The 20,503-nt window shown below is 66.3% G+C and carries 19 protein-coding genes, 2 tRNA genes and 2 pseudogenes; 16 read left to right on the forward strand and 7 right to left on the reverse strand.

Features of this window, described 5'->3' with window-relative positions; all coding sequences use genetic code 11:
- From L1087_RS02625 to fba, 3 genes are read left to right on the forward strand one after another with little or no spacing between them, the layout of a single operon-like run.
- Positions 1 to 948: a phosphoribulokinase gene (locus tag L1087_RS02625; protein WP_234557526.1), complete on the forward strand. Its 948-nt coding sequence runs from the start codon at positions 1 to 3 to the stop codon at positions 946 to 948.
- Positions 949 to 957: 9 nt separating this feature from the next.
- Positions 958 to 1,626: a ribulose-phosphate 3-epimerase gene (rpe, locus tag L1087_RS02630; protein WP_135259621.1), complete on the forward strand. Its 669-nt coding sequence runs from the start codon at positions 958 to 960 to the stop codon at positions 1,624 to 1,626.
- The gene (gene fba, locus L1087_RS02635; protein WP_038041610.1) at positions 1,607 to 2,530 is read left to right on the forward strand and encodes a class II fructose-1,6-bisphosphate aldolase; all 924 of its coding nucleotides are present in this window, start codon (positions 1,607 to 1,609) and stop codon (positions 2,528 to 2,530) included. Before rpe ends, fba begins: the two co-directional genes overlap by 20 nt.
- A 63-nt stretch (positions 2,531 to 2,593) precedes the next feature.
- Here fba and L1087_RS02640 read toward each other — a convergent pair.
- Positions 2,594 to 2,670 (reverse strand) — tRNA-Pro (locus tag L1087_RS02640).
- Positions 2,671 to 2,726: 56 nt separating this feature from the next.
- On the opposite strand from L1087_RS02640, the gene L1087_RS02645 reads away from it, so the two are divergent.
- From L1087_RS02645 to L1087_RS02685, 10 genes and pseudogenes are all read left to right on the forward strand, one after another.
- Positions 2,727 to 3,044 (forward strand): cupin domain-containing protein, encoded by a 318-nt coding sequence (locus tag L1087_RS02645; protein ID WP_038041616.1) that lies wholly within the window; start codon positions 2,727 to 2,729, stop codon positions 3,042 to 3,044.
- Between the two features lie 42 nt (positions 3,045 to 3,086).
- The gene (locus L1087_RS02650) at positions 3,087 to 5,261 is read left to right on the forward strand and encodes an ATP-binding protein (RefSeq protein WP_234557527.1); all 2,175 of its coding nucleotides are present in this window, start codon (positions 3,087 to 3,089) and stop codon (positions 5,259 to 5,261) included.
- A gap of 54 nt (positions 5,262 to 5,315) precedes the next feature.
- Positions 5,316 to 5,675: a response regulator transcription factor gene (locus tag L1087_RS02655; protein ID WP_234557528.1), complete on the forward strand. Its 360-nt coding sequence runs from the start codon at positions 5,316 to 5,318 to the stop codon at positions 5,673 to 5,675.
- A complete protein-coding gene (locus L1087_RS13135) occupies positions 5,659 to 6,798 on the forward strand; it encodes a HEAT repeat domain-containing protein (protein ID WP_267964663.1) in 1,140 nt (379 codons plus the stop codon). The genes L1087_RS02655 and L1087_RS13135 overlap by 17 nt, the downstream gene beginning before the upstream one ends.
- The gene (locus L1087_RS02665) at positions 6,795 to 8,201 is read left to right on the forward strand and encodes a glycosyltransferase family 2 protein (protein ID WP_234557529.1); all 1,407 of its coding nucleotides are present in this window, start codon (positions 6,795 to 6,797) and stop codon (positions 8,199 to 8,201) included. Before L1087_RS13135 ends, L1087_RS02665 begins: the two co-directional genes overlap by 4 nt.
- An 85-nt stretch (positions 8,202 to 8,286) precedes the next feature.
- Entirely contained in the window at positions 8,287 to 9,141 is an 855-nt protein-coding gene (locus L1087_RS02670; RefSeq protein WP_234557530.1) for an NAD(P)H-dependent flavin oxidoreductase, read from the forward strand.
- Positions 9,142 to 9,197: 56 nt separating this feature from the next.
- Positions 9,198 to 10,144 (forward strand): annotated as a pseudogene (locus L1087_RS13380) (FAD-dependent oxidoreductase).
- A gap of 51 nt (positions 10,145 to 10,195) precedes the next feature.
- Positions 10,196 to 11,008 (forward strand): annotated as a pseudogene (locus L1087_RS13385) (FAD-dependent oxidoreductase); the annotation flags it as partial.
- Positions 11,009 to 11,017: 9 nt separating this feature from the next.
- Entirely contained in the window at positions 11,018 to 11,512 is a 495-nt protein-coding gene (locus tag L1087_RS02680; protein WP_234557531.1) for a DJ-1/PfpI family protein, read from the forward strand.
- 25 nt (positions 11,513 to 11,537) lie between these two features.
- The gene (locus L1087_RS02685) at positions 11,538 to 12,176 is read left to right on the forward strand and encodes a TetR/AcrR family transcriptional regulator (protein ID WP_234557532.1); all 639 of its coding nucleotides are present in this window, start codon (positions 11,538 to 11,540) and stop codon (positions 12,174 to 12,176) included.
- Between the two features lie 200 nt (positions 12,177 to 12,376).
- Here L1087_RS02685 and uvrA read toward each other — a convergent pair whose 3' ends face one another.
- Positions 12,377 to 15,235 (reverse strand): excinuclease ABC subunit UvrA, encoded by a 2,859-nt coding sequence (gene uvrA, locus L1087_RS02690; RefSeq protein ID WP_038041641.1) that lies wholly within the window; start codon positions 15,233 to 15,235, stop codon positions 12,377 to 12,379.
- 75 nt (positions 15,236 to 15,310) lie between these two features.
- Here uvrA and L1087_RS02695 point away from each other — a divergent pair, with 75 nt between their 5' ends.
- Positions 15,311 to 16,342 (forward strand): SIS domain-containing protein, encoded by a 1,032-nt coding sequence (locus tag L1087_RS02695; protein ID WP_234557533.1) that lies wholly within the window; start codon positions 15,311 to 15,313, stop codon positions 16,340 to 16,342.
- Between the two features lie 98 nt (positions 16,343 to 16,440).
- On the opposite strand, the gene L1087_RS02700 is transcribed toward L1087_RS02695, so the two are convergent.
- Positions 16,441 to 16,770 carry a tRNA-binding protein gene (locus tag L1087_RS02700; protein ID WP_038043406.1) on the reverse strand — a complete coding sequence of 110 codons (330 nt, stop codon included), beginning with the start codon at positions 16,768 to 16,770 and terminating at the stop codon, positions 16,441 to 16,443.
- Positions 16,771 to 16,853: 83 nt separating this feature from the next.
- A tRNA-Ile gene (locus L1087_RS02705) sits at positions 16,854 to 16,930 on the reverse strand.
- Between the two features lie 87 nt (positions 16,931 to 17,017).
- Between L1087_RS02705 and L1087_RS02710 the strand changes: the two genes are divergently transcribed.
- Positions 17,018 to 17,209 carry a YgaP family membrane protein gene (locus tag L1087_RS02710; RefSeq protein WP_234557535.1) on the forward strand — a complete coding sequence of 64 codons (192 nt, stop codon included), beginning with the start codon at positions 17,018 to 17,020 and terminating at the stop codon, positions 17,207 to 17,209.
- A 30-nt stretch (positions 17,210 to 17,239) separates the two neighbouring features.
- A complete protein-coding gene (locus tag L1087_RS02715; RefSeq protein WP_038041648.1) occupies positions 17,240 to 17,773 on the forward strand; it encodes a DUF402 domain-containing protein in 534 nt (177 codons plus the stop codon).
- Here L1087_RS02715 and L1087_RS02720 read toward each other — a convergent pair.
- The 3 genes from L1087_RS02720 to L1087_RS02730 all read right to left on the reverse strand — a co-directional run bounded on the left by L1087_RS02720 (position 17,770) and on the right by L1087_RS02730 (position 20,413).
- Positions 17,770 to 18,789 (reverse strand): hypothetical protein, encoded by a 1,020-nt coding sequence (locus tag L1087_RS02720; protein ID WP_038041649.1) that lies wholly within the window; start codon positions 18,787 to 18,789, stop codon positions 17,770 to 17,772. The genes L1087_RS02715 and L1087_RS02720 overlap by 4 nt on opposite strands.
- Before the next feature lie 3 nt (positions 18,790 to 18,792).
- Positions 18,793 to 19,341 (reverse strand): LabA-like NYN domain-containing protein, encoded by a 549-nt coding sequence (locus tag L1087_RS02725; protein ID WP_234557537.1) that lies wholly within the window; start codon positions 19,339 to 19,341, stop codon positions 18,793 to 18,795.
- Between the two features lie 64 nt (positions 19,342 to 19,405).
- Positions 19,406 to 20,413 (reverse strand): NAD(P)/FAD-dependent oxidoreductase, encoded by a 1,008-nt coding sequence (locus tag L1087_RS02730; protein WP_135259638.1) that lies wholly within the window; start codon positions 20,411 to 20,413, stop codon positions 19,406 to 19,408.
- Positions 20,414 to 20,503: the final 90 nt, after the last annotated feature.

Genomic DNA, 20,503 nt, shown 5'->3' on the forward strand with positions numbered 1-20,503 from the left:
ATGTTAGGCATTGCAGGGGACTCGGGAGCGGGGAAGACCACCATCTCCGGCGGCATTGCCCGGCTTCTTGGGGTGGAGCGCACCACCAGCATCTGCGTGGACGACTACCACAAGTACGACCGCAAGCAGCGTAAGGAGCTGGGCATCACCCCTTTGAACCCCGAGTGCAACTACATGGACATCATGGAGCAGCACGTTAGGCTCCTTGCCGAGGGAGAGCCCATCCTGAAGCCCGTGTACAACCACTCCACGGGTACCTTTGATCCTCCAGTCTACGTTCCCGCCCCCCGGGCGGTGGAGGTGGAGGGAAGGCTCATCCCACGGGTGGTGGTCCTGGAGGGGCTTCTTACCCTTTTTTCCCCGGCCTTGAGGAGCCGTTACCACCTCACCGTATACCTTGACCCCGAAGAGGAACTCAGGCGGGAGTGGAAGGTAAAGCGGGATGTGGCTAAGCGGGGGTACACCCCGGAGGAGGTCATCGCCGACATCGAAAGGCGCATGCCCGACTCCCGGGCCTTTATCTGGCCGCAGAAAGAGCATGCCGACATCGTGGTGCGCTTTTATCGCCCCCCTGGCTACAACCCCGAGAACCCCAGCACCCTGAACGTACGCATCGCTCTGAAGCACACCCTGCCTCGCCTAGATCTTTCCGAGGTGCTCCACTCCGCCTACGAGGATGAGGCCCTGATCCGCCTGGAAACCCGGCGGGAGGCGGATATCCTGGACATCACCGGCAATGTGACCCCTGATAGGGCCCAGACCTTTGAGCGCATCATCTGGGAGCACCTCGGTCACCATGCCCAGCACTTTGACCCCAGCCTGGTGGGTACCTTCTGGGACAAGGCGGGGCAGAGCTACCCCCTGGCCCTAACCCAGCTCATCATCGCCTACTATCTGGTTAAGATGCGGGAGCTGGCCATCGAGCGAGGGCATCTGCGGGTGGCCTAGGGGGAAAGGATGCTCAAGTTTGCACCCTCCATCCTCACGGCGGACCTGGCGAGGCTGAAGGACCAGATTCAGGAGGCCGAGGCGGCAGGGGTGGACTGGATCCACCTGGACGTGATGGATGGGGTGTTCGTTCCCAACCTTACCTTCGGGCCCCTCCTGGTGGAGGCGGTGCGGCGGGTGACCTCCCTGCCCCTAGATGTGCACCTGATGATCGTGCAGCCGGAGAGGTACCTGGAGGACTTCGCCCGTGCGGGGGCGGACGTGATCACCGTCCACTTCGAGGCCACCCCGCACGCCCACCGGGCGGTGCAGAAGGTGAAGGAGCTGGGGAAGAAGGCGGGTCTGGCCCTCAACCCCGCCACCCCCCTCGAGGCCTTTGAACCCCTCTTGCCCGAGCTGGACCTGGCCCTCCTCATGAGCGTGAACCCGGGGTTTGGAGGACAGAAATACATTCCCACCTCCACGGGAAGGCTTCGCCGGCTCAAGGAGATGCGGGATAGGCTGAACCCCTCTTGCCTCATTGAAGTGGATGGGGGGGTGAACCGGGATACCGTGGCCGAGGTGTACCGGGCGGGTGCGGACGTGGCCGTGGCGGGAAGCGCCCTTTTCAACAAGCGGCCCGTGGCTGATAACCTTAAGGAGCTGAAGGAGGTGCTTTATGCCCTTGGTGATAGGTAAGGAGGTTTTGGACAAGGCGCGGCGCGAAGGCTATGCGGTTCCCAGCTTCAACACCAACAACCTGGAGATCACCCAGGCCATCCTCGAGGTGGCCGATGAACTGAGGGCCCCGGTCTTCATCCAGGTTTCCGACGGGGCCCGGAAGTACGCCGGGATGGAGAACTTGGCCAACCTGGTGAAGGACATGGCCAGCCGCACCAAGGTGCCCGTGGTCCTCCACCTGGACCATGGGGCCGATTTCAAGATGGTGATGCAGGCCCTGAGGGCGGGCTTCACCAGCGTGATGATCGACGCCAGCCACCACCCCTTTGAGGAGAACGTGGCCGAGACCAAGAAGGTGGTGGAGGCGGCCCACGCGGTGGGGGTGAGCGTGGAGGCGGAGCTGGGGCGGCTTCAGGGCATTGAGGACAACATCCAGGTGTCCGAGGCGGAGGCCTTCCTCACCGACCCCGAGGAGGCGGAGCGCTTTGTGGCGGAAACGGGCATCGACTACCTGGCCATCGCCATCGGCACCAGCCACGGGGCCTACAAGGGTAAGGGCCGGCCCTACATCGACCACAAGCGCCTCGAGGAGATCAGCAAGCGGGTTTCCATCCCCTTGGTGCTCCACGGGGCCAGCGGGGTGCCCAACTGGCTTAAGGAGAAGCTCCTGGCCACAGGGGCCGAACTCAAGGAGGCCACGGGCATCCACGACGAGGACATCAAGAAGGCCATCCCCAACGGCATCGCCAAGATCAACATCGACACCGACCTGCGCCTGGCCATGACCCTGGGCATCCGCGAGGTGGTGCTGGGGAACCCCAAGGAATTCGACCCCCGGAAGATCATCGGCAAGGGGAGGGAGTACCTGAAGCAGGTGATCCGGGAGAAGTTCGAGCTGATGGGGACCGTGGGCCGGGCCTAAGCCCCCCTCGTAGATCCCAAGGGACCCTCAATAGCAAAACCCCGCCCGTGCGGGCGGGGGTTTTGGTCGGGGAGGCCGGATTTGAACCGACGACCACACGCACCCCAAGCGTGTGCGCTACCAGGCTGCGCTACTCCCCGGCGCGCAAAGGTTAGTCTAGTACCCTCTAAGGCCCCCGTCAAGTAGACTCGGGGACATGGAGATCAGGGACCTGAAAAGCCTGGCCCGCTTCAGCCCGGAGAAGATGGCCAAGATCCCGGTGTTTGAGTCCGAGCGCATGTTCTTTGATCTCTACGCCCTCCTCCCGGGGCAGGCGCAGAAGGTGCACGCCCACGAGGGCTCGGACAAGGTCTACTATGTCCTGGAAGGGGAGGTGGTGGTGAGGATTGGGGAGGAGGAGGCCCTTTTGGTTCCAGGGATGGCGGCTTTAGCCCGGGCGGGGGAGGCCCACGGGGTGCGCAACGAGTCCGCCAACCCCGCCCTCCTCCTGGTGGTCATGGCCCCTAAGCCCTGAGTTTTCACAAGGCCTTCAAGCGCCCGGCCTAGCCTAAAAGGGATGGTCCAACCCCACTTGCCCGCCGACCTGGGGTTTCTCGGGCACCTGCTCCAGCGCTACCCGGTGCGTTTGGTGTTCCGGGGAGAGGTGCTTCCCGAGGGCCCGGTGCGGGGGGAGAAGCTCTTGGAGGAGGGGGAGCTGGCCCTTTACTGGGAAGGTCCTCCCCCGTCCAAGGAGGTCCGGGAGACCCTTGGCCTCCTCCTGGGGGCCTTCCGGGAGGTCTTGGAGCTTAGGGAGCGGGAGCTCGCCCTCCTGAAGAGCCAGGAGGAGGGGAGCCGGCTTTTGGGGCTTCTTCTTCACGAGATCAAGAACCCCTTGATGAGCGTACTGGGTGCTTTGGAGCTGGCCTTAGAGACCGAGGGGTTGCCGGAGGAGGCCAAGGAGCTCCTGGGCATAGCGGAGAAGAGTGCCCGGCGCATCCAGGAGCTCTTGCAGAAGGCGCGGGAGTACCTGCGCCTGGGGCAGGGGGTGCGGCTCAAGAGCGAGCGGGTGGACCTGAAGGAGCTTCTGCGCCAGGTGGCAGAGGAGCTGAGGCCCGTGGCGCGGCGGAAACGGGTTTCCCTACGGCTGGTCTTGCCCCGGCGGGAGGCTTGGGTGTACGGGGACCGGGAGTGGCTGTATCAGGCGGTCCTCAACGTGGTCAACAACGGGGTGAAGTACACGCCCGAGGGGGGGCGGGTGGTCCTGCGCCTTCTGGTGGGCCAGGACCAGTATGGGGTGGCGGTGTCCGACACCGGTCCCGGCATCCCCGAGGAGGAGCAGGCCAAGGTCTTTGAGCCCTTTTACCGGGCTTCCACCCGCGGGGAGGTGGAGGGGACCGGCTTGGGCTTGGCCTTGGTGAAGCGGGTCCTCGAGGCCCACGGGGGGGAGGTGCGCCTAAGAAGCCGTGTGGGCCGGGGAAGCACCTTTTTCCTCCTCCTCCCAAGGCCCAAGCCCGGCCAGCGGGCCCCGGTGGGCCGGCTTCTCCTCCTCATGGTGGCCCTCATCGCCCTGGCCCGCCTGCCCATCTTCCCTGCTCCCTTGGGTTCCAAGGCCTTCGGGGAGGTGCCGGCAGGGGAGGTGGTGCGGCTTAGGGGCCTGGAGCTGGCCTTCAGCCCCGAGGCCAAAGGGGAGGCCCAGCGCTGGCGGAGCCTCTGGGGCGGAGGGGAGCGGGTTCGGGTGGCGCTGGAAGCGGGCGGGGTGGAGGCGGTGCGGGAGGGGCAGGTGCCCCTGGCCCTCATCACCCCGGAAGGGGAGGTGCGGCCCACGGGCACCCACCTGCGCCTTTCCCGGGAGGAGGCCGCCCGGGTTTCCCTCTACCGGGGGAAGGTGGCCCTGGGCCAGGAGCCCCTGCCCGCCGGGGAGGGGGCGGTCTTGGGTAAAGGGGTGAGGCGGAAGCTTCTTGCTGCCCCCTTGGTGCGTCCGGTGCCGGGTCCTGAGGGGGAGGTGGTTTTCCGCCTCTTAGGCCCCGAGGGGACCCGGGCCTTCCGGGTGGAGGTGCGGAGCGGGGAGGCGGTGGTCCTTTCCGCCAAGGTGGAGGGCAACCTGTTCCGCTACTTGCCCCAGGAGGACCGCCTGAGCCAGGTGCGGGCCATGGCCCTGGACGAGGTGGGCCTCGAGGGCTACCCCTCGGACCCCGTGCCCTTCCGGGAGCGGAGAAGCTTCTACGAAGGCCGGAGGCGGCTTCCCCAGGACCCTGCGGGGGCGGAGGCCTACCTGCGGAAGGCGGTGGACGCCTTCCCCGACGACGCCGAGGCCATGGGGGAGCTGGCCTTCGCCCTCTACCTCCAGGGCCGCTACGCCGAGGCCAAACCCCTGTTTGAACGCTCTTTGGCCCTTCTGGATAGCCCCGACACCCGGGTGCGCTACGGTAGGCTCCTTTACCACATGGGTCGCTATGCGGAGGCGGAGGAAAGCTACCGCCGGGTGCTGGCCCAGGACCCTGGCAACCTGGACGCCCGCTGGGGCCTGGCGGAGGTGGTCTTGGCCTTGGGCCGGGCCAAGGAGGCGGAGGTTTTGGCGCGGCAGGTCCTGGCCGTGGCCCCGGACTATCCCTTGGGCCGTTTCACCCTGGCCAAGGCCCTCTTGGAGCAGGGCCGGGTGGAGGAGGCCAAGGGGCTTTTGCAGGAGGAGCTGCGCTTCCGGTCCGATCCAGAGGTGGCTGCCCTTCTGAGGTCCCTTTCCCGGGAGCCTTAGCTTTCACAAGCTTTTCAAGGGATTCTCTTAGCCTACCAAAGAGAGGGGGCGTTTGTGAGGGTCCTTGTGGTGGAGGATGATTTCGCCGTGGCCAAGGTACTAGAGCTGGCCCTACGTCGCGCGGGCCACGAGGTGGTCCTGGCCCGGGACTTCCTGGGGGGCCTCGAGGCGCTGGGCCAGGACTGGGACGCCATCGTCCTGGACCTGAACCTCCCCGGGGGGTTTGGCCTGGACCTCCTCCGCCACCTGCGCCAGGAGCTGAAGCGGACCACCCCGGTTCTTGTCCTTTCCGGGCTCAAGCAGGAGCGCACCGTGGTGGAGGCCCTGCAGCTGGGGGCCCAAGACTACCTCACCAAGCCCTTTAGCCCCCAGGAGCTGGTCCTCCGGCTGGAGCGGTATGTGGCGGCGCGGTGAGCGGCTTTATGCCCTCCTGGTGGTTCTGGTGGTGCTCCTGGAGGCCTTGGCCCTTGGGGGCCTGGTGGGGGCCTTCTCGGGGCGGATTTTTAACCTGGTCGGCTCCCCAGTGGCCTACCGGGCCCTTTTCCAGGCCCTGGTCCTTACAGGGCTGGCCCTCATTGTCCTTTCCGCTTACATCATGCTCTACCACGCCTACACCGCCAGCAAGGAGCGCTTGGACCGCAAAGCTTACGAGGAGTGGCTGGACCGGTTCACCGAGGCTCTCTTCAACCATGGGCCGCCTCCGCCCCTTCCCTGGCCCCGTCCGGCCCTCGAGGCCCTTTTGAACCTTCGGGAGATGCTCAAGGGGGAGTTCTCCGAGCGGATAGCCGACTGGCTCCGCCAGGTTTATCCCCGCTGGATCCGCCTTCTGAAAAGCCGGTGGGCCTCCCGGCCTGCCCGGCTGGAGGCTTTGGATGCCCTGGCCCAGGCCCGTTTGCCGGAAACCTTGGAGGCCATCCTCCCCTACCTTTCCCATCGGGATCCCGTGCTGCGCCTGGGGGCGGCCCGGGCGGGGGCCCGGGTGGCCCAGGGGGAGGGGCTTGGACGGCTGGCGGAGGCTCTTCTGGAGGCGGGCCTACCCCGTGGGGCCCTCCTGGAGGTGCTCCTCCTCCTGGAGGAACGGGCGATGCCTGTGTTGGAGGCCTTCCTCTCCCGGGGTGGAAGGGAAGCGGTGTGGGCCGCTCTGGAGGCCATTGGCCGGCTTAAACTTGTTGCTTTGGCGGAGAGGGTGCTTTCCTTCTTGGATCATCCGGATGCGGAGCTTAAGGCTGCCGCCATGCGCGCCCTTTACCGCATGCACTACCCACCCAAGGGGTACGAGGGGCTTTTGCTGGCGGCCCTGAAGGACGAGCAGGAGTTCTTGCGGGTCCACGCCGCCCGGCTCATGGCCCTTCTTGGGAGCGAGCTGGCCCAGAGGGCGTTGTGGAAGGCGCTTTCTGACCCTTCCTTTTACGTGCGCCGGGCGGCGGCGGAAGGGCTTTTGCTGATGAATAGGGGATTCCTGGCCCGGGCGGCGGAGGGCCACCCCGACCCCTTTGGCCGGGCCATGGCCCAGCAGGTGTTGCGGGAGGCGGCGTGAACCTTCTCCTGGACTTTTTGTTCTTGTACCAGGTGGTGATCCTGTGGTATTTTGCCCTCCTGAACCTCTTTTATGCCCTCTTCGCCTTCTTCGGCCTAGGGATGGTGGCCCGCTACGCCCGGGAGCTTTCCGAGCTCTCCCTGAAGGACCTTTTGGAACGGGAGGCTTACCTGCCGGTGTCCATCCTGGTGCCCACCTACAACGAGGAGAAGACCATCGCCCACTCGGTGCGCTCCTTTTTGAGCCTGCACTACCCGGAGTTTGAGGTGATCGTGGTGGCGGATGGGCCCAAGGACCGTACCCTGGAGGTGCTCAAGGAGGCCTTCCGCCTGGTGGAGGTGGAATGGGTCTACCGCCGGGCGCTTTTCACCAAGCCCGTGCGGGCGGTTTACCGCTCCCTGATCTATCCCAACCTCATCGTGGTGGACAAGGAGAATGGGGGCAAGGCCGACGCCCTAAACGCCGGCCTCAACCTGGCCCGCTACCCCCTCTTCTGCGCGGTGGATGCGGATAGCCTCCTGGACGCCCAGGCCCTCCTGCGGGCCAGCCGCCTCTTCCTGGAGGACGAGCGGGTGCTGGCCGTGGGGGGGACTGTCCGGCCCCTGAACGGCGCCGTGGTCCGGGAGGGGGTGGTGGAGGCGATGCGCCTGCCCCAGGGCTTTTTGGAGAAGATGCAGGTCCTGGAGTACGCCCGGGCCTTCTTCCTGGGCCGGGCGGGGTGGAGCGCCATGGGGGCCTTGCTCATCATCTCCGGGGCCTTTGGCCTTTTCCGGCGGGAGGAGGTCTTGAGGGTAGGGGGGTACCGCACGGACACCGTGGGGGAGGACATGGAGCTGGTGGTGCGCCTCCACCGCCGGGCCCGGGAGGAGAGGCGGCCTTACCGCATCCTCTACACCCCTGATCCCATCTGCTACACCGAGGTGCCGGCGGACTGGAAAACCCTCCGCCGTCAGCGCAACCGCTGGCACCGGGGGCTTTGGGAGGTGCTCTGGTTCCACCGGGGCATGCTCTTCAACCCCCGCTACGGGCGCCTGGGCCTTTTGGCCATGCCCTATTTCCTGCTCTTCGAGGCCTTGGCCCCGGTGGTGGAGGTGTTGGGCTACCTGCTGTTGCCCGTTTTCTACCTCCTGGGCCTCCTCAGCCTCGAGTTCGCCCTTCTCTTCCTGCTCCTGGCCGTGGGCTACGGCATCCTCCTCTCCCAGCTGGGGGTGGGGATGGAAACCCTCCTGCTCAAGCGGTATCCCAGGTTCACCGACCGCTTGGCTCTCCTCTTCTTGGCCTTGCTGGAGGCCCTGGGTTACCGCCAGCTCCTCGCCCTGGAGCGCTTCCTGGCCAGCTTCCAGGTCTGGCGCAAGCGGGGGGTGTGGGGAGAGATGCGCCGGAAGGGCCTGGACTCCCCCTAGGGGGAGGGCCGCCGGGAGCCATGACAGAGGGGAGGGTCAGGTCCGGGCCCTTCCGATCCTCCTTGGACCGGGTAAAATCCGCTCCATGGAAACCGCCATCACCCGCATGCTGGGCATCCGCTACCCCATCGTGGCTGCCCCCATGTTCCTGGTTTCCGGAGCCAGGCTCCTTCAGGCGGTGGCCGAGGCCGGGGCCATTGGGGTCATTCCCAGCCTCAACTTCCGCACCCACGCCGCCTTCCGGGAGTTCCTGGAGCACTTTCCCCAAGGGGTGCCCTTCGGGGTGAACCTCATCCTGAAAGACAACCCGCGCCTAGGGGAGGACCTCGAGGCCGTGGCCGAGCGCAAGGTGCCCCTGGTGGTCACCTCCTTGGGCGATCCCACCCCGGTGGTGGAGCGGGTCAAGGCCTACGGCGGGGTGGTCTGGTGCGACGTGGTGGGCCTGCGCCACGGCAGAAAGGCGGTGGAAGCCGGGGCCGATGCCCTGGTGGCGGTGGCCGCGGGGGCCGGGGGGCATGCCGGGATGGTGAGCCCCTTTGTCCTCGGGCCCTGGCTCAAGGAGGAGCTGGGCGTACCTGTGCTCATCGCGGGGGGTATCGCCACCGGCCGCCAGCTTCTGGCGGCCTTGGCCCTGGGGGACGGGGCTTACATCGGCACCCGCTTCATCGCCACCTTGGAGTCGGAGGCGCCTTTGGAGTACAAGGAGGCCCTCCTCCGGGCCACCCCTGAGGACATCCAGTACACCCCCGAGGTGACCGGGGTGCCCGCCAACTTCCTCCGGGAGTCCTTAGAGCGCTTCCGCCAGGGCGGGGGCAAGGCCTGGAAGGAGGTTTACTCCGCTGGACACGGGGTGGCCTTCATCCGGGAGATCCCCTCGGCCAAGGAGGTGGTGGCCCGGCTGGTGGCCGAGTACCAGGAGGCCAAGCAAGCTCTGCCCTGAGCCGGTATCCTGAGCAAGGTCGCTGGGGACGCCCCCGGGCCTTTTCCTGAGGTGACATGCGCACGTGGCTGGCCTTTCTCCTTTTTTTCGGCCTGGGGCTCGCCCAGTATGACCTGGTGGTCTACGGGGCCACCCCCCAAGGGGTGACGGCAGCCGTGGCCGCGGCCCAAGAGGGCCTCAAGGTGCTCCTCCTGGAGCCCGGGCGAGGGGTGGGAGGGGTTCTCACCCAGGGGTGGTTGGCCACCTTGGACCTGGCCAAGGACAAGGAGGGCCTGCTCCAGCGGGGGCTTTTCCTGGACTTTTACCGCCGCATTGGGGAGGAGGCTTCCTTTGACGTGAAGCGGGCGGAAGAGGCCCTTCTCGCCATGCTGCGGGAGGCCGGGGTGGAGCTACGCCTCGAGGCCCCCTGGACCGGGTGGAGGTGGACGGGGGCACCGTGGTGGCCCTGGCTACCCCTGGGGGCCTTTTCCAGGCCCCCTACTTCGTGGACGCCACCGACACCGCCGAGCTGGCTTTCCGCGCCGGGGCCGGCTTCACCCTGGGACGGGAGGACACGGGCCTGGACCGGCGGAGCATGGCCGCTACCTTGGTCTTCCGCCTGGAGGGGGTGCCCTGGGGGGCGGTCTTTTTGGCCCTGAACTACGAGGGCCAGGTGCGGCGCACAGGGGCCGGGGCCTGGGGAAGAAGCGGTTGGGGCTTCGGGGAGCTGGTGCGGGGGTACGTGCCTTCCGATCCCAGCCGCTACGCCCTCCGGGGCCTCAACCTGAGCCGCCAAGACGATGGAAGCCTCCTGGTGAACGCCCTCCTCCTCTTCGGGGTGGAGGGGGCGGATCCTTTGAGCCTGGAGCGCAGGCGCGTGGAAGCGGCCCTCGAGGCCGAGCGGGTGGTGGCCTACCTGCGGGGGAAGGATCCCCTCCTCTTTGGCACCGCCCACCTGGCCGGGGTGGCCCCTAAGTACCCCGTCGTGGCTTGCGCCACGACGGGGGGCCCAAAGAGGCCATGAGCGCGCCGCTTTGGCTTTGACCGGTGGGGCAACCTTTGCGTGCGGATGCTTAGCCTCTACATACGGGAAAGCCGCCACCTGAAGGCCCTTTACCGCTTGAAGGCTGAAGAAGTCCTCCTGGGCCGGACCTTTCCCGATGCCGTGGCCCTGGGGGGGTACCCCTTGGACGGCCAGGTCTACTTTCCGGGGGAAACCCCTTACCTTTTGGGTACCCCAGCACCCTATGGGGTGCCCTTCCGGAGTCTGGTGCCCCGGGAGCTTAGAAACCTCCTGGTGGTTTCCCAGGCGGCGGGGTTTGACAGTGCGGCCGCCTTTTCCGCCCGGGTGGTGCCCTTGCAGATGGCCTTGGGGGAGGCGGCAGGGGTGGCGGCCGCCCTCTTGCGGAAGGCCCCGCAAGCAGGGCTTACGAAGGTGCCCCTGGCGGACTTTCACGAGTTGGCCGCAAGCGGGCAGGCCCTCGAGGCCCTGCGCAAGCGGCTTGCCCAAAGGGGGGCCAGGCTTTCCTCTCCCGAGGGAGGCCGGGTGGAGGCGGAAAGGCCAGGGTACCGGGAGGCAGTGGCCCTCCTGAGGCGGGGGCTCTTCGCCGGACCCTACTACCTAAAAGGCTCCTTGGGCCTTTTTGAACCCGTTCTCCTGGGGGATTTTTTGGCCAACCTGGAGCACTACTACCGGGCAAAAGGTCCTGAGGAGCGCCTCAGGGTGGTGCTGAAGGCCAGGGAGCTTTTCCGGGAGGAACTGCAAAAGCCCTTGAAGCGGCTCACCTTGAATCAGCTCTTGCAGGCGCTGGGGGAGGGCAGGCTTTCAGGTGCCGATCCCGTGACCCGGGGGGAGGCGGCCCTTCTCCTCTACCGGCTTCTGCCATAATGGTCTAAAGTGCTAGCCATCTTGCTCCTCCCCGAGTTCTCCGAGCTGGAGGCGGCCCTAGCCCTCGAGGCGGCCAAGCGCCTAGGCCTTCCCGCCTATACCGTGGCCAAGGGCCGCAAGGGAACCCCGGCCCTGGCAGGCTCCGTTTGGACTCCCACCTACGCCTTCCCCGCAGCCCCACCCCCGGAAGTCCTCCTCATCCCGGGGGCCAAAAGGCCAGGCCGGATGGCCCGGGATCCCTCCTATATGGCCTTTGTGGAGGAGATGTGGGAGGGATTAGAGGCGGTGTTTTTGGGCTTCAACGCCCACCTCTTCCTGGCGGAGGTGGGCCGGTTGCCTCCCCGGGTGGCGGCCACGGCCGAGGTGGCCCAGGCCTTGGCCAAGCAGGGCTACCAGGTGGCGGATGGTTCCTTCCACCGGGAGGCCAAGGTCTATACCACCCTGGGGGGATTGTCCCTGCTTAAGGCTTTAGAAGATTGGGCGCAAAAAGCGATTGAACTTTGAGTTTATACGGTAGTACACTACCCCCATGACCGTGAGGGAGTATCAGAAAAAGCGGCGCCGGGAGCGCATCTTTCAGGCGGCCATGGCCCTTTTTCGCCAGCAGGGCTTCCGGGAAACCACCGCCACCGACATCGCCAAGGCCGCCCATGTGTCCCGGGGTACCTTCTTCAACTACTACCCCTACAAGGAGGCGGTACTCCTGGAGTACGGAAGTCTCCTGTTGGCGGACCTTCGGGGTGAGGTTAGGCGTCGGCTTGCCCAGGGGGAGGATCCCCTGGCCCTTTTGCGCTACCTCTTCGGGAGGCTTGCGGCCTTTACCCAGGCGGAGAAGGATCTCCTCTTGCCTCTCCTCTATGAGCTGTTAAACCCTGACCCCATCCGGGCCAAGGCGGCCTTCATGGCCCTGCCTTTGGGGGACCTGATCGCCGAGGTCCTAAAGCCTTTGCGGGATAAGGGGGTGGTGCGGCAGGACCTTTCCTTGGAACGCATGGGCCGCACCTTGGCCGATCTTTACTTCCTTGCCGCCTTGCGCTGGGCGGCCTATACCCCTAACCGGGACTTCGGGGGGGAGGTGGAGAAATCCTTGTCCTTGGCCCTGGAGGGGATCCTGGCCCGCAGCCAGCCCGCCCAGGTTTCCAGGAAATCCCCCAAAGCCAAGGCTTAAGTACCCCGTCGTGGCTTGCGCCACGACGGGGGCCCCAAAAAAGCCATGAGCGCGCCACTTTGGCTTTGGCCGATGGGGCAACCTTTGCGTACGGACGCTTAAGTACCCCGTCGTGGCTTGCGCCACGACGGGGGCCCCAAAGAGGCGATAAGCAAGCCGCTTTGGCTTTAGCCGATGGGGCAGCCTTTGTGCGCGGGCGCTTAGTCCGCGGCCACCTTTAGCCGCTCGGCGATCTCGGGGATTCTGGCCAAAAAGACTCCTGTGGGGCTACCCGTGAGGGCCACTTCCTCCGGGGTACCCTCGGCCACGATCTCCCCGCCCCGGTCCCCCCCCTCGGGGCCCAGGTCGATGACCCAGTCGGCGGTCTTGACCACGTCCAGGTTGTGCTCGATGACCACCACGGTGTTCCCTGCGTCCACCAGGCGGTGGAGGACGGAAAGGAGCTTAGCCACGTCGTCAAAGTGGAGGCCGGTGGTGGGTTCGTCCAGGATGTAGAGGGTGCGGCCCGTGGCCTTGCGGCCCAGCTCCGTGGCCAGCTTGATCCGCTGGGCTTCTCCCCCGGAAAGGGTGGGGGAGGGCTGGCCCAGGCGCATGTACCCCAGGCCCACGTCCACCATGAGCTGGAGCTTGCGGGCGATGGTGGGCACGTTCTGGAAGAAGTCCAGGGCCTCCTCGGCGGTCATGTCCAGGACGTCGGCGATGCTCTTGCCCCTCAGCTTCACCTCGAGGGTTTCCTTGTTGTAGCGCTTGCCCTTGCACACCTCGCAGGGCACGTAGAGGTCGGGCAGGAAGAGCATCTCGATCTTCACCGTGCCGTCGCCGCCGCAGGCCTCGCACCGCCCTCCCTTCACGTTGAAGGAGAAGCGGCCCGGGCCGTAGCCCCGCTTCCTGGCCTCCGGGGTCTTGGCGAAGAGGTCGCGGATCTCGTCGAAGATGCCGGTGTAGGTGGCGGGGTTGGAGCGGGGGGTGCGGCCGATGGGGGACTGGTCGATCTCGATGACCTTGTCCAGGTGTTCCAGACCCTCCAGGGCGTCAAAAGCCCCCGGGGTGGTCTTGGCCCGCATGAGCCTCTGCGCCAGGGCGGCGTAGAGGACGTCGTGGATCAGGGTGCTCTTCCCCGAGCCCGAGGGGCCGGTGACGGCCACGAAGCGACCCAGGGGGATGCGCAGGGTGACGTTTTTCAGGTTGTGCTCCCGGGCTCCTTTAAGGACCAGCCACTTGCCGTTTCCCTTGCGCCGCTCCTTGGGCACCGGGATCCTCTTCTCCCCCCGGAGGTAGGCCCCGGTGAGGCTCCTGGGGTTTTGCAGGATGGCCTCCAAGGGGCCTTCGGCCACCACCTCCCCCCCGTGGATCCCCGCCCCCGGGCCCATGTCCACGATCCAGTCCGCGGCCCGCATGGTCTCCTCGTCGTGTTCCACCACGATGAGGGTGTTGCCCAGGGACTGGAGGCGCTTGAGGGTTTGGATGAGGCGCTGGTTGTCCCGGGGGTGGAGGCCGATGGAGGGCTCGTCCAGCACGTACAAGACCCCGGTGAGCCCGCTTCCCACCTGGGTGGCCAGGCGGATGCGCTGGGCCTCCCCCCCGGAGAGGGTGTTGGCCGCCCGGTCCAGGGTCAGGTAGTCCAGGCCCACCCCCACCAAAAAGCCCAGGCGTTCCACGATCTCCCGCAGGATGGGCCGGGCGATCTGGGCCTGGAAGGGGGTGAGCTTCTCCTCGAGGTTCTGGAAGAACTCCAGGGCTTCCCGCACGGGCAGGGCGGAAACCTCAGCGATGTTCCGCCCCGCCACCCGCACCGAGAGCACCTCCTTCTTGTAGCGGGTGCCCCCGCACACGGGGCAGGGCTTTTGCGACATGAAGCCTTCCAGCACCTCCTTGACCCCCTCGGACTCCGCTTCCTGGTACCGCTTCTGTAGCCAAGGGATGACCCCCTCGTAGTGGACCTCCACCCGGAAGGTCTCCTTCCCCCCACGGCGGAAGACCACCTCAAAGGGCTCGGGCAGGCCGTAGAGCACCGCCTGCTTAGCCGCCTCCGGCAGGTCCTTGAAGGGGGTCCTGAGGTCAAAGCCCAGGTGCTCCGCTAAGGCCCGAAGCCGGTCCCAGAGGTAGCTCCGGCCCGTGTCCCGGCCCCGGGCCCAGGGCAGGATGGCCCCCTCGGCCAGGGAGAGCTCGGGGTTCACGATGAGCTCGGGGTCAAACTCCTGCTTGTACCCCAGGCCAGAGCAGGCGGGACAAGCCCCGTAGGGGGCGTTGAAGGAAAAGATGCGGGGTTCCAGCTCCTCCAGCACGCTCCCGTGCTCGGGGCAGGCGAACTTCTCCGAAAGGAGCTCCTCCTCCCCCGTGTCGGGGTAGAGGACCCGCATGAGCCCCTCCCCCCGGAGGAGGGCCAGCTCCACCGCCTCGGCGATGCGGGGGCGCTCCTCCTCCTTGAGGACCACCCGGTCGATCACCAGGTCGATGTCGTGCTTCTCATATTTTTCCAGGTTTAGGTTCTGGGCCTCCTCCAGGAGGTAGATGACCCCGTCCACCCGCACCCGGGCGTATCCCTCCTTCATAAGCTGCTGGAAGAGCTTCCGGTACTCTCCCTTCCGCCCCCGGACCAAGGGGGCCAGGAGGATGGCCCGGGTGCCTGGGGGGCGCTGCAGGAGGCGGTCGGTGATCTCGCTGGCGGACTGCTTTTCGATGGGGCGGCCGCACTCCGGGCAGTAGGCGGTGCCCACCCGGGCGAAGAGGAGGCGCAGGTAGTCGTGGATCTCCGTGACCGTGCCCACGGTGGAGCGGGGGTTGTGGCTGGTGGTCTTCTGGTCGATGGAGATGGCGGGGGAGAGGCCCTCGATGCTCTCCACCTCCGGCTTGTCCATGACCCCCAGGAACTGGCGGGCGTAGCTGGAGAGGCTTTCCACGTACCGCCGCTGCCCCTCGGCGTAGAGGGTGTCGAAGGCCAGGGTGCTCTTGCCCGAGCCCGAGACCCCGGTGATGACGATGAACTTGCCCCGCGGGAGCTCCAGGTTGATGTTCTTGAGGTTGTGCTCCCGTGCCCCCCGGATGACGATGCGGTCCATCCGTGGAAGTATATCACCATCTTCTGGGAAGGACCAGGTGGCAGGAGGTGGCTTCCCGTGCCCTATAGTGAACCTATGGCCTCTTGGATGCGTACCGAGGCGGAGGAAGCTCCCAAGGTCATAGAGCGCCTCCTTAGGGAGAACGAGGCCGAGGTAAGGAGCCTGGCCAGCTTCCTGAGGAAGCGCCCCCCGGCCCTCACCCTTACCGTGGCCCGGGGGAGTTCCGACCATGCGGCCCTTTTTGCCAAGTACCTCCTCGAGGCCCGCCTGGAATGGCCGGTCCTTTCCTTGGCCCCTTCCGTCCTTACCCTCTACCAGGCCAGGCTGCGGGTGCCTTTCCCCTCGCTCCTTCTTGCCTATAGCCAAAGCGGGGAAAGCCCCGACGTGGTGGAAACCGTGGCCGCCTACCGCCGCCAGGGGGTCCTCACCGTGGCCCTGGTGAACCGGGAGGACAGCCCCCTGGCCCAAATAGCTGAGGTGGTCCTTCCCCTCCATGCCGGCGAGGAGAAGGCGGTGGCCGCCACCAAGAGCTTCCTGGCCATGCTGGCCGCCACCGCCCAGCTCCTCGCCCACCTCCTGGAGGAGGCGAGGCTCCGGGAGGCTTTGCCGGCTTTGCCCGAGGCCCTCCACCGGGCCTTGGAGGCCTCGGGCGAACTGGACTACCTGGAGGATGCGGAAAACCTTTTCGTCCTGGGGCGGGGGTTCACCTATCCCGTGGCCCTCGAGGCGGCCCTCAAGCTCAAGGAGGTGGCCGCCCTGCACGCGGAGGGGTTTTCCGCGGCGGAGTTCCTGCACGGGCCCCAGGCCCTTTTGGAGGAGGGCTTTCCCCTCTTGGCCCTGGTGCAGGGGGATGAGGCCCTGGAGGGCTTCCTAAAGACCCTGGAGGGCCTCCGGGCCAAGGGGGCCCACCTCCTGGTGCTCTCCCCGGAGCCCGACGCCCTGGCCCTGGCCCACACCCCCCTGGCCCTTCCCGTGGCCCTGGAGCCGGAGCTCACCCCCCTCCTCCTGGTCCAGGCCTTCTACCCCAAGGCCGAGGCCCTGGCCCGGGCCCGGGGCCTGGACCCGGACCGGCCCCGGCACCTCAGCAAGGTGACCCGGACCCGCTAAGTACCCCGTCGTGGCCCAGGCCACGACGGGGGCCCCAGAAAAACCATGAACAAGCCGCCTCGGCTTTAACCGGTGGGGCAGCTTTCGCACACGAGCCCTCAGAACACCTTCTCCCCCAAGGGCACCTCCCGTTCCGGCGCCAGGAGCACCACCCGCCCCGCCCCGTCCCTGGCCCCCAGGACCAGGACCTCCGAGGGGAAGCCGGCGATCACGCGGGTGCCCAGGTTCACCGCACATACCACCAGGCGGCCCACCAGGTCCTCGGGGCGGTAAAGCTCGGTGATCTGGGCGGAGCTTTGTTTAACCCCTAAGGGTCCGAGGTCGATCCAAAGCTTGTAGCTGGGTTTACGGGCTTTCTCGTGGGGTTCGGCCTTTAAGATGCGGCCGATGCGCAGGTCCAGAATTTGAAAGGCTTGCAGGGCCTCCATGGCTAGATTGTGCCAGAAGAAGGGGCTGGTACAAACACGTTTCCCGCCCCTTTGGGAGGCGGGACTTTGGCGGACAGGGAAGCTGGTGGGCCGTGCAGGACTCGAACCTGCAACCAACCGGTTATGAGCCGGCCGCTCTGACCGATTGAGCTAACGGCCCGCGCCGAAGGCTTATTTTAGCACAAGGGGCCTAGGGGGCCAAACGTCCCGGTCCGCTCTGGTATAAGCTGGATGGCGGAGGTGGAACATGACGGTGAACGAGAGCACCACCGACCGGGTCATTCGTTTTGTCTTGGCCTTGGTCCTCTTCTACTTCGCCTTCCAGTCGGCCTCGCCCTGGAACTGGATTTTGGGCATCGTGGGCGTCGTTTTGCTTTTCACGGCCATCACTGGCTTCTGCGCCCTTTACAAGGTCCTGGGCATCAGCACCAAGAAGTAAACGGGGCGCAGGGCCCGTTGGGCGCTTTGCATGGGGGCCTTGCCCTGGCCGGTGGCTCCCGGGGACCTCGTGCGGGTGGAGTTTTACAAGTTCCCGGGGGATAACCTGCATTACTTCTGGGAGGCCAAGGTGGTGGAGGTGCGCCCCGAAGGGATCCTCACCCTTTTGCCCCAAGGGGGAACCTTCCACCATGTGGCCAAGGGTAGGAGGGTGGTGCTGGACCACGACGCCTACGTGGCCTTCTTCCCAGGGGCCTGGTATTCCGGGGGGCCGGACGTGCGGGAAGGCCGGGTGCTGGAGTACTACTGGAACGTGCAGACCCCAGCGGAGTGGGCGGGAAACGGGTTTCGCCAGTATGACCTCGAGCTGGATGTGAAGTGCCGAGCCGACCACACCTGCCAGGTCTTTGACCGGGAGGAGTTTTTGGCCAAACATTCCCTTTACCCAAGGCATTGGGTGGAGGAGGCAGAAAAGGCGGTGGAGGCCATCTTCCGCCACATGCGGCAGGGAAGGTGGCCGGTGCTGCCTCCCGGGGAGCCCCTTCCCTGGATGGAGCGGATCTAAGGGATCAGGCTGGGGAGAGAAGGCGGAGGGGGGTCCTGCGCCCCAGGCCCCCAGGCTTTGAGGGGAAGAAGGGTGTGGCCTTCCAGGTGCCAGCGTCCTTCCAGGACCACCTGGTAGAGGAGGCCCTTGAAAAAGCCGTGGAAGCTGTCCTCCCAGGTTTCCAGGTTCTGCGCCCTAAGGGGGTAGTTGTGCCAGGCGGGGCCCAGGTAGTAGAGCCAGGGGTCATCCAGAAGGCGGGTATCCCGTGGGGGGAGGCCGAGGAGGGCGTTGAAGTAGCCTCTAAGCCGGCTTGCGGTGAAGAGGAGGTTGAGGTAGGGATCCTCGAGGGCCTTCCTGGCCTCGGTCTCGGTCTTGGGGAAGGGTTTTGCTGGGTCCCAAGCTCCGAAGAGGCGCAGGCGGTCTTGTTGCTTGAGGGCATCCTCCCAGCTCATCTGGGCCAGGCCCAGGGTGCGGCTCAAGGGGGCGTGGCCCTGGACCTCGGCCAGGCCTTGGGCGAAGCCATCCGCCGCTTGGCGCACCCCCCGAGAAAGCCCCAAGGCCTTGTCCCCCCCATACTGCTCGTTATCCACAATGGCGGCCAGCACCCCATAAGGAATGCCGAGGGCGGAGGCGGCGGCGCGGATCTCCCGGGCGTAGGGAAGTACGTGGTGGGGGGCGGTGGGCAGGCCCTCGAGGTCCACCTTCTGGCCCCGCTTGGCCTGGCCGATGGCCTCCACCCAGCGCTTGGCCGCCAGGAGGGCACCCTTGGGCTCCGGGTAGGCGGACCGCTTGCCGGAGCGCTGGTTTTTGAGCTCGAGGCGGAGCAGGCGGTCGTAGGCCCGGGCGGCCTTCCCTCCCAGAAGGAGGTGCAGGCTGGCCTTCAAGCCCAGGTGGAGGCTGACCCAAGCCTCCCGCTCTTCCTTTGGGTAGGGGAGAAGGTCCCTGAGGCTGGGGGAGGGGGGTAGGGTAGGGGGGATGGGAAGGGCCAGGTAAAAAAGGCCCGCTGCCAGCAACACGAGCCAGGGGCCTGGGGGCATGGGTTAGGGCTGGGCGTCCTCTACCGGGGCAGGGGGTACCTCCACCGTAGCCTCCACGGGATAGCCCACATAGGTGCGGCGGCCCCCCAGGGTTCTCTCCAGCACCTCCCGCCACTCGGGGAGGTTCAGGAAGCGGTCCGCCTGGTTGCGGAGCTCGAGGTCCGCTAGCTCGTGCACGCCGAGGAGGTGGATCTCCTTCCCCATGGCCCTCAGGACGCTGAAGGTGTGGGCCAGTTCTCCCGAACCGCTGGCCACGATGGCCCGGTCCCAGCGGGGGGCGGTGGTGAGGAGGTCCGTGGCCATCATGGCCTCAAACCGGGCATCCCCCCGTACCAGGCGGCTACGCACCGTGTACCCCATGAAAACCAGGGCGTCGATGAAGCGCTGCTGGCGCTCGTCCTCGGGATCGGTGATGGGCACGTAGTAGAAGGCGTTGTAAAGCTGCTCCGGGGTGGCGAACTGGGTGAGGACCCGGCGGTGGTCCACGTTCCAACCCAGGCGCTTGGTGGCCAGGTACATGTAGGATCCGTCAATGAAAAGGGCAACCCGCATATGCCCCATCTTAGAGCAAAGGGGAGCCCCGGGGTAGCCCGGGGCCTGAAGGGAGGAGGGGTCTTTAGGCGGGGGCTTTCTCCTCGGCCTTTTCCGAGGAGTGGCCGGGGTTAACCTTAAGGGCGGGGTTGGCGTAGGCGGCGGCATGGTTGGCGGCGATGGCGGCTTCCCCGAAGCCGAGCACAATGAGGGGGAGTTTCCCCGGATAGGTGACGATATCCCCGCAGGCGTAGACCCCGGCGATGCTGGTGGCCATGGTGGTGTCCACCTTGATCTTGTTCTTTTCCAGTTCCAGCCCCCAGTTGGCCAAGGGCCCCAGCTTGGTGAGGTAGCCCGCCAGGATCAAGACAGCGTCCACCTCCAGCTCCTTTTCCTCCTGGGTCCCGTTGTGGAAGATCACCGCCTTGCGCACCTGGGTATCCCCCTCAATCCGCCGGACCTCGTAGGGGGTGAGCACGGTAAGGCGCCCTTCCTCGTGGGCTTTGAAGAGCTCCTTCACGCTGGCCTCGTGGGCCCGGAACTGAGGCCTCCTGTGGATCAGGGTGATCTCCTGGGCGGTGCCCAGGAGGTTCAGGGCCCAGTCCACGGCGCTATCCCCACCTCCCACGATGAGCACCCGCTTGCCCTGGAACTCGGCCTTGGTCTTCACCGCATAGTAGACGCCTTTGCCCTCCAGTTCCTTTTCCCCGGGGGCACCCAGGCGCCTGGGCTCAAAGGCACCTACCCCAGCGGCGATGATTACCGCCTTGGCGGTGTAGGTGTTCCCGGAGGAAGTGGTCACCTTGAAGTGGTCCCCTTCCTTTTCCAGGGTTTCCGCTCGCTCCCCCAGGCTGTAGATGGGGTGGAAGGGGGCCACCTGCTCCACCAGCCCCTTCACCAGGTCCTTGGCGTACACCTTGGGAAAGCCCGCCACGTCGTAGATGTATTTCTCCGGATACAAGGCGGAAAGTTGTCCCCCTGGCTCGGGCAAGGGGTCGATGAAGCGGAAGGAAAGCCCCCGCATGCCCACGTAAAAACCCGCGAAAAGCCCAGCGGGGCCCGCGCCAATGATGATCACGTCGGTGTGCTCCATGGCCTCACCTCGCCCTGCATTCTACCCTTGAGGAAGCCCTATGGGCGGCGGCTTCCGGTTAGGGACAAAGGTCTTGACCCCATCCCATGA

The sequence above is a fragment of the Thermus tengchongensis genome, from assembly GCF_021462405.1.
GTDB lineage: Bacteria > Deinococcota > Deinococci > Deinococcales > Thermaceae > Thermus > Thermus tengchongensis.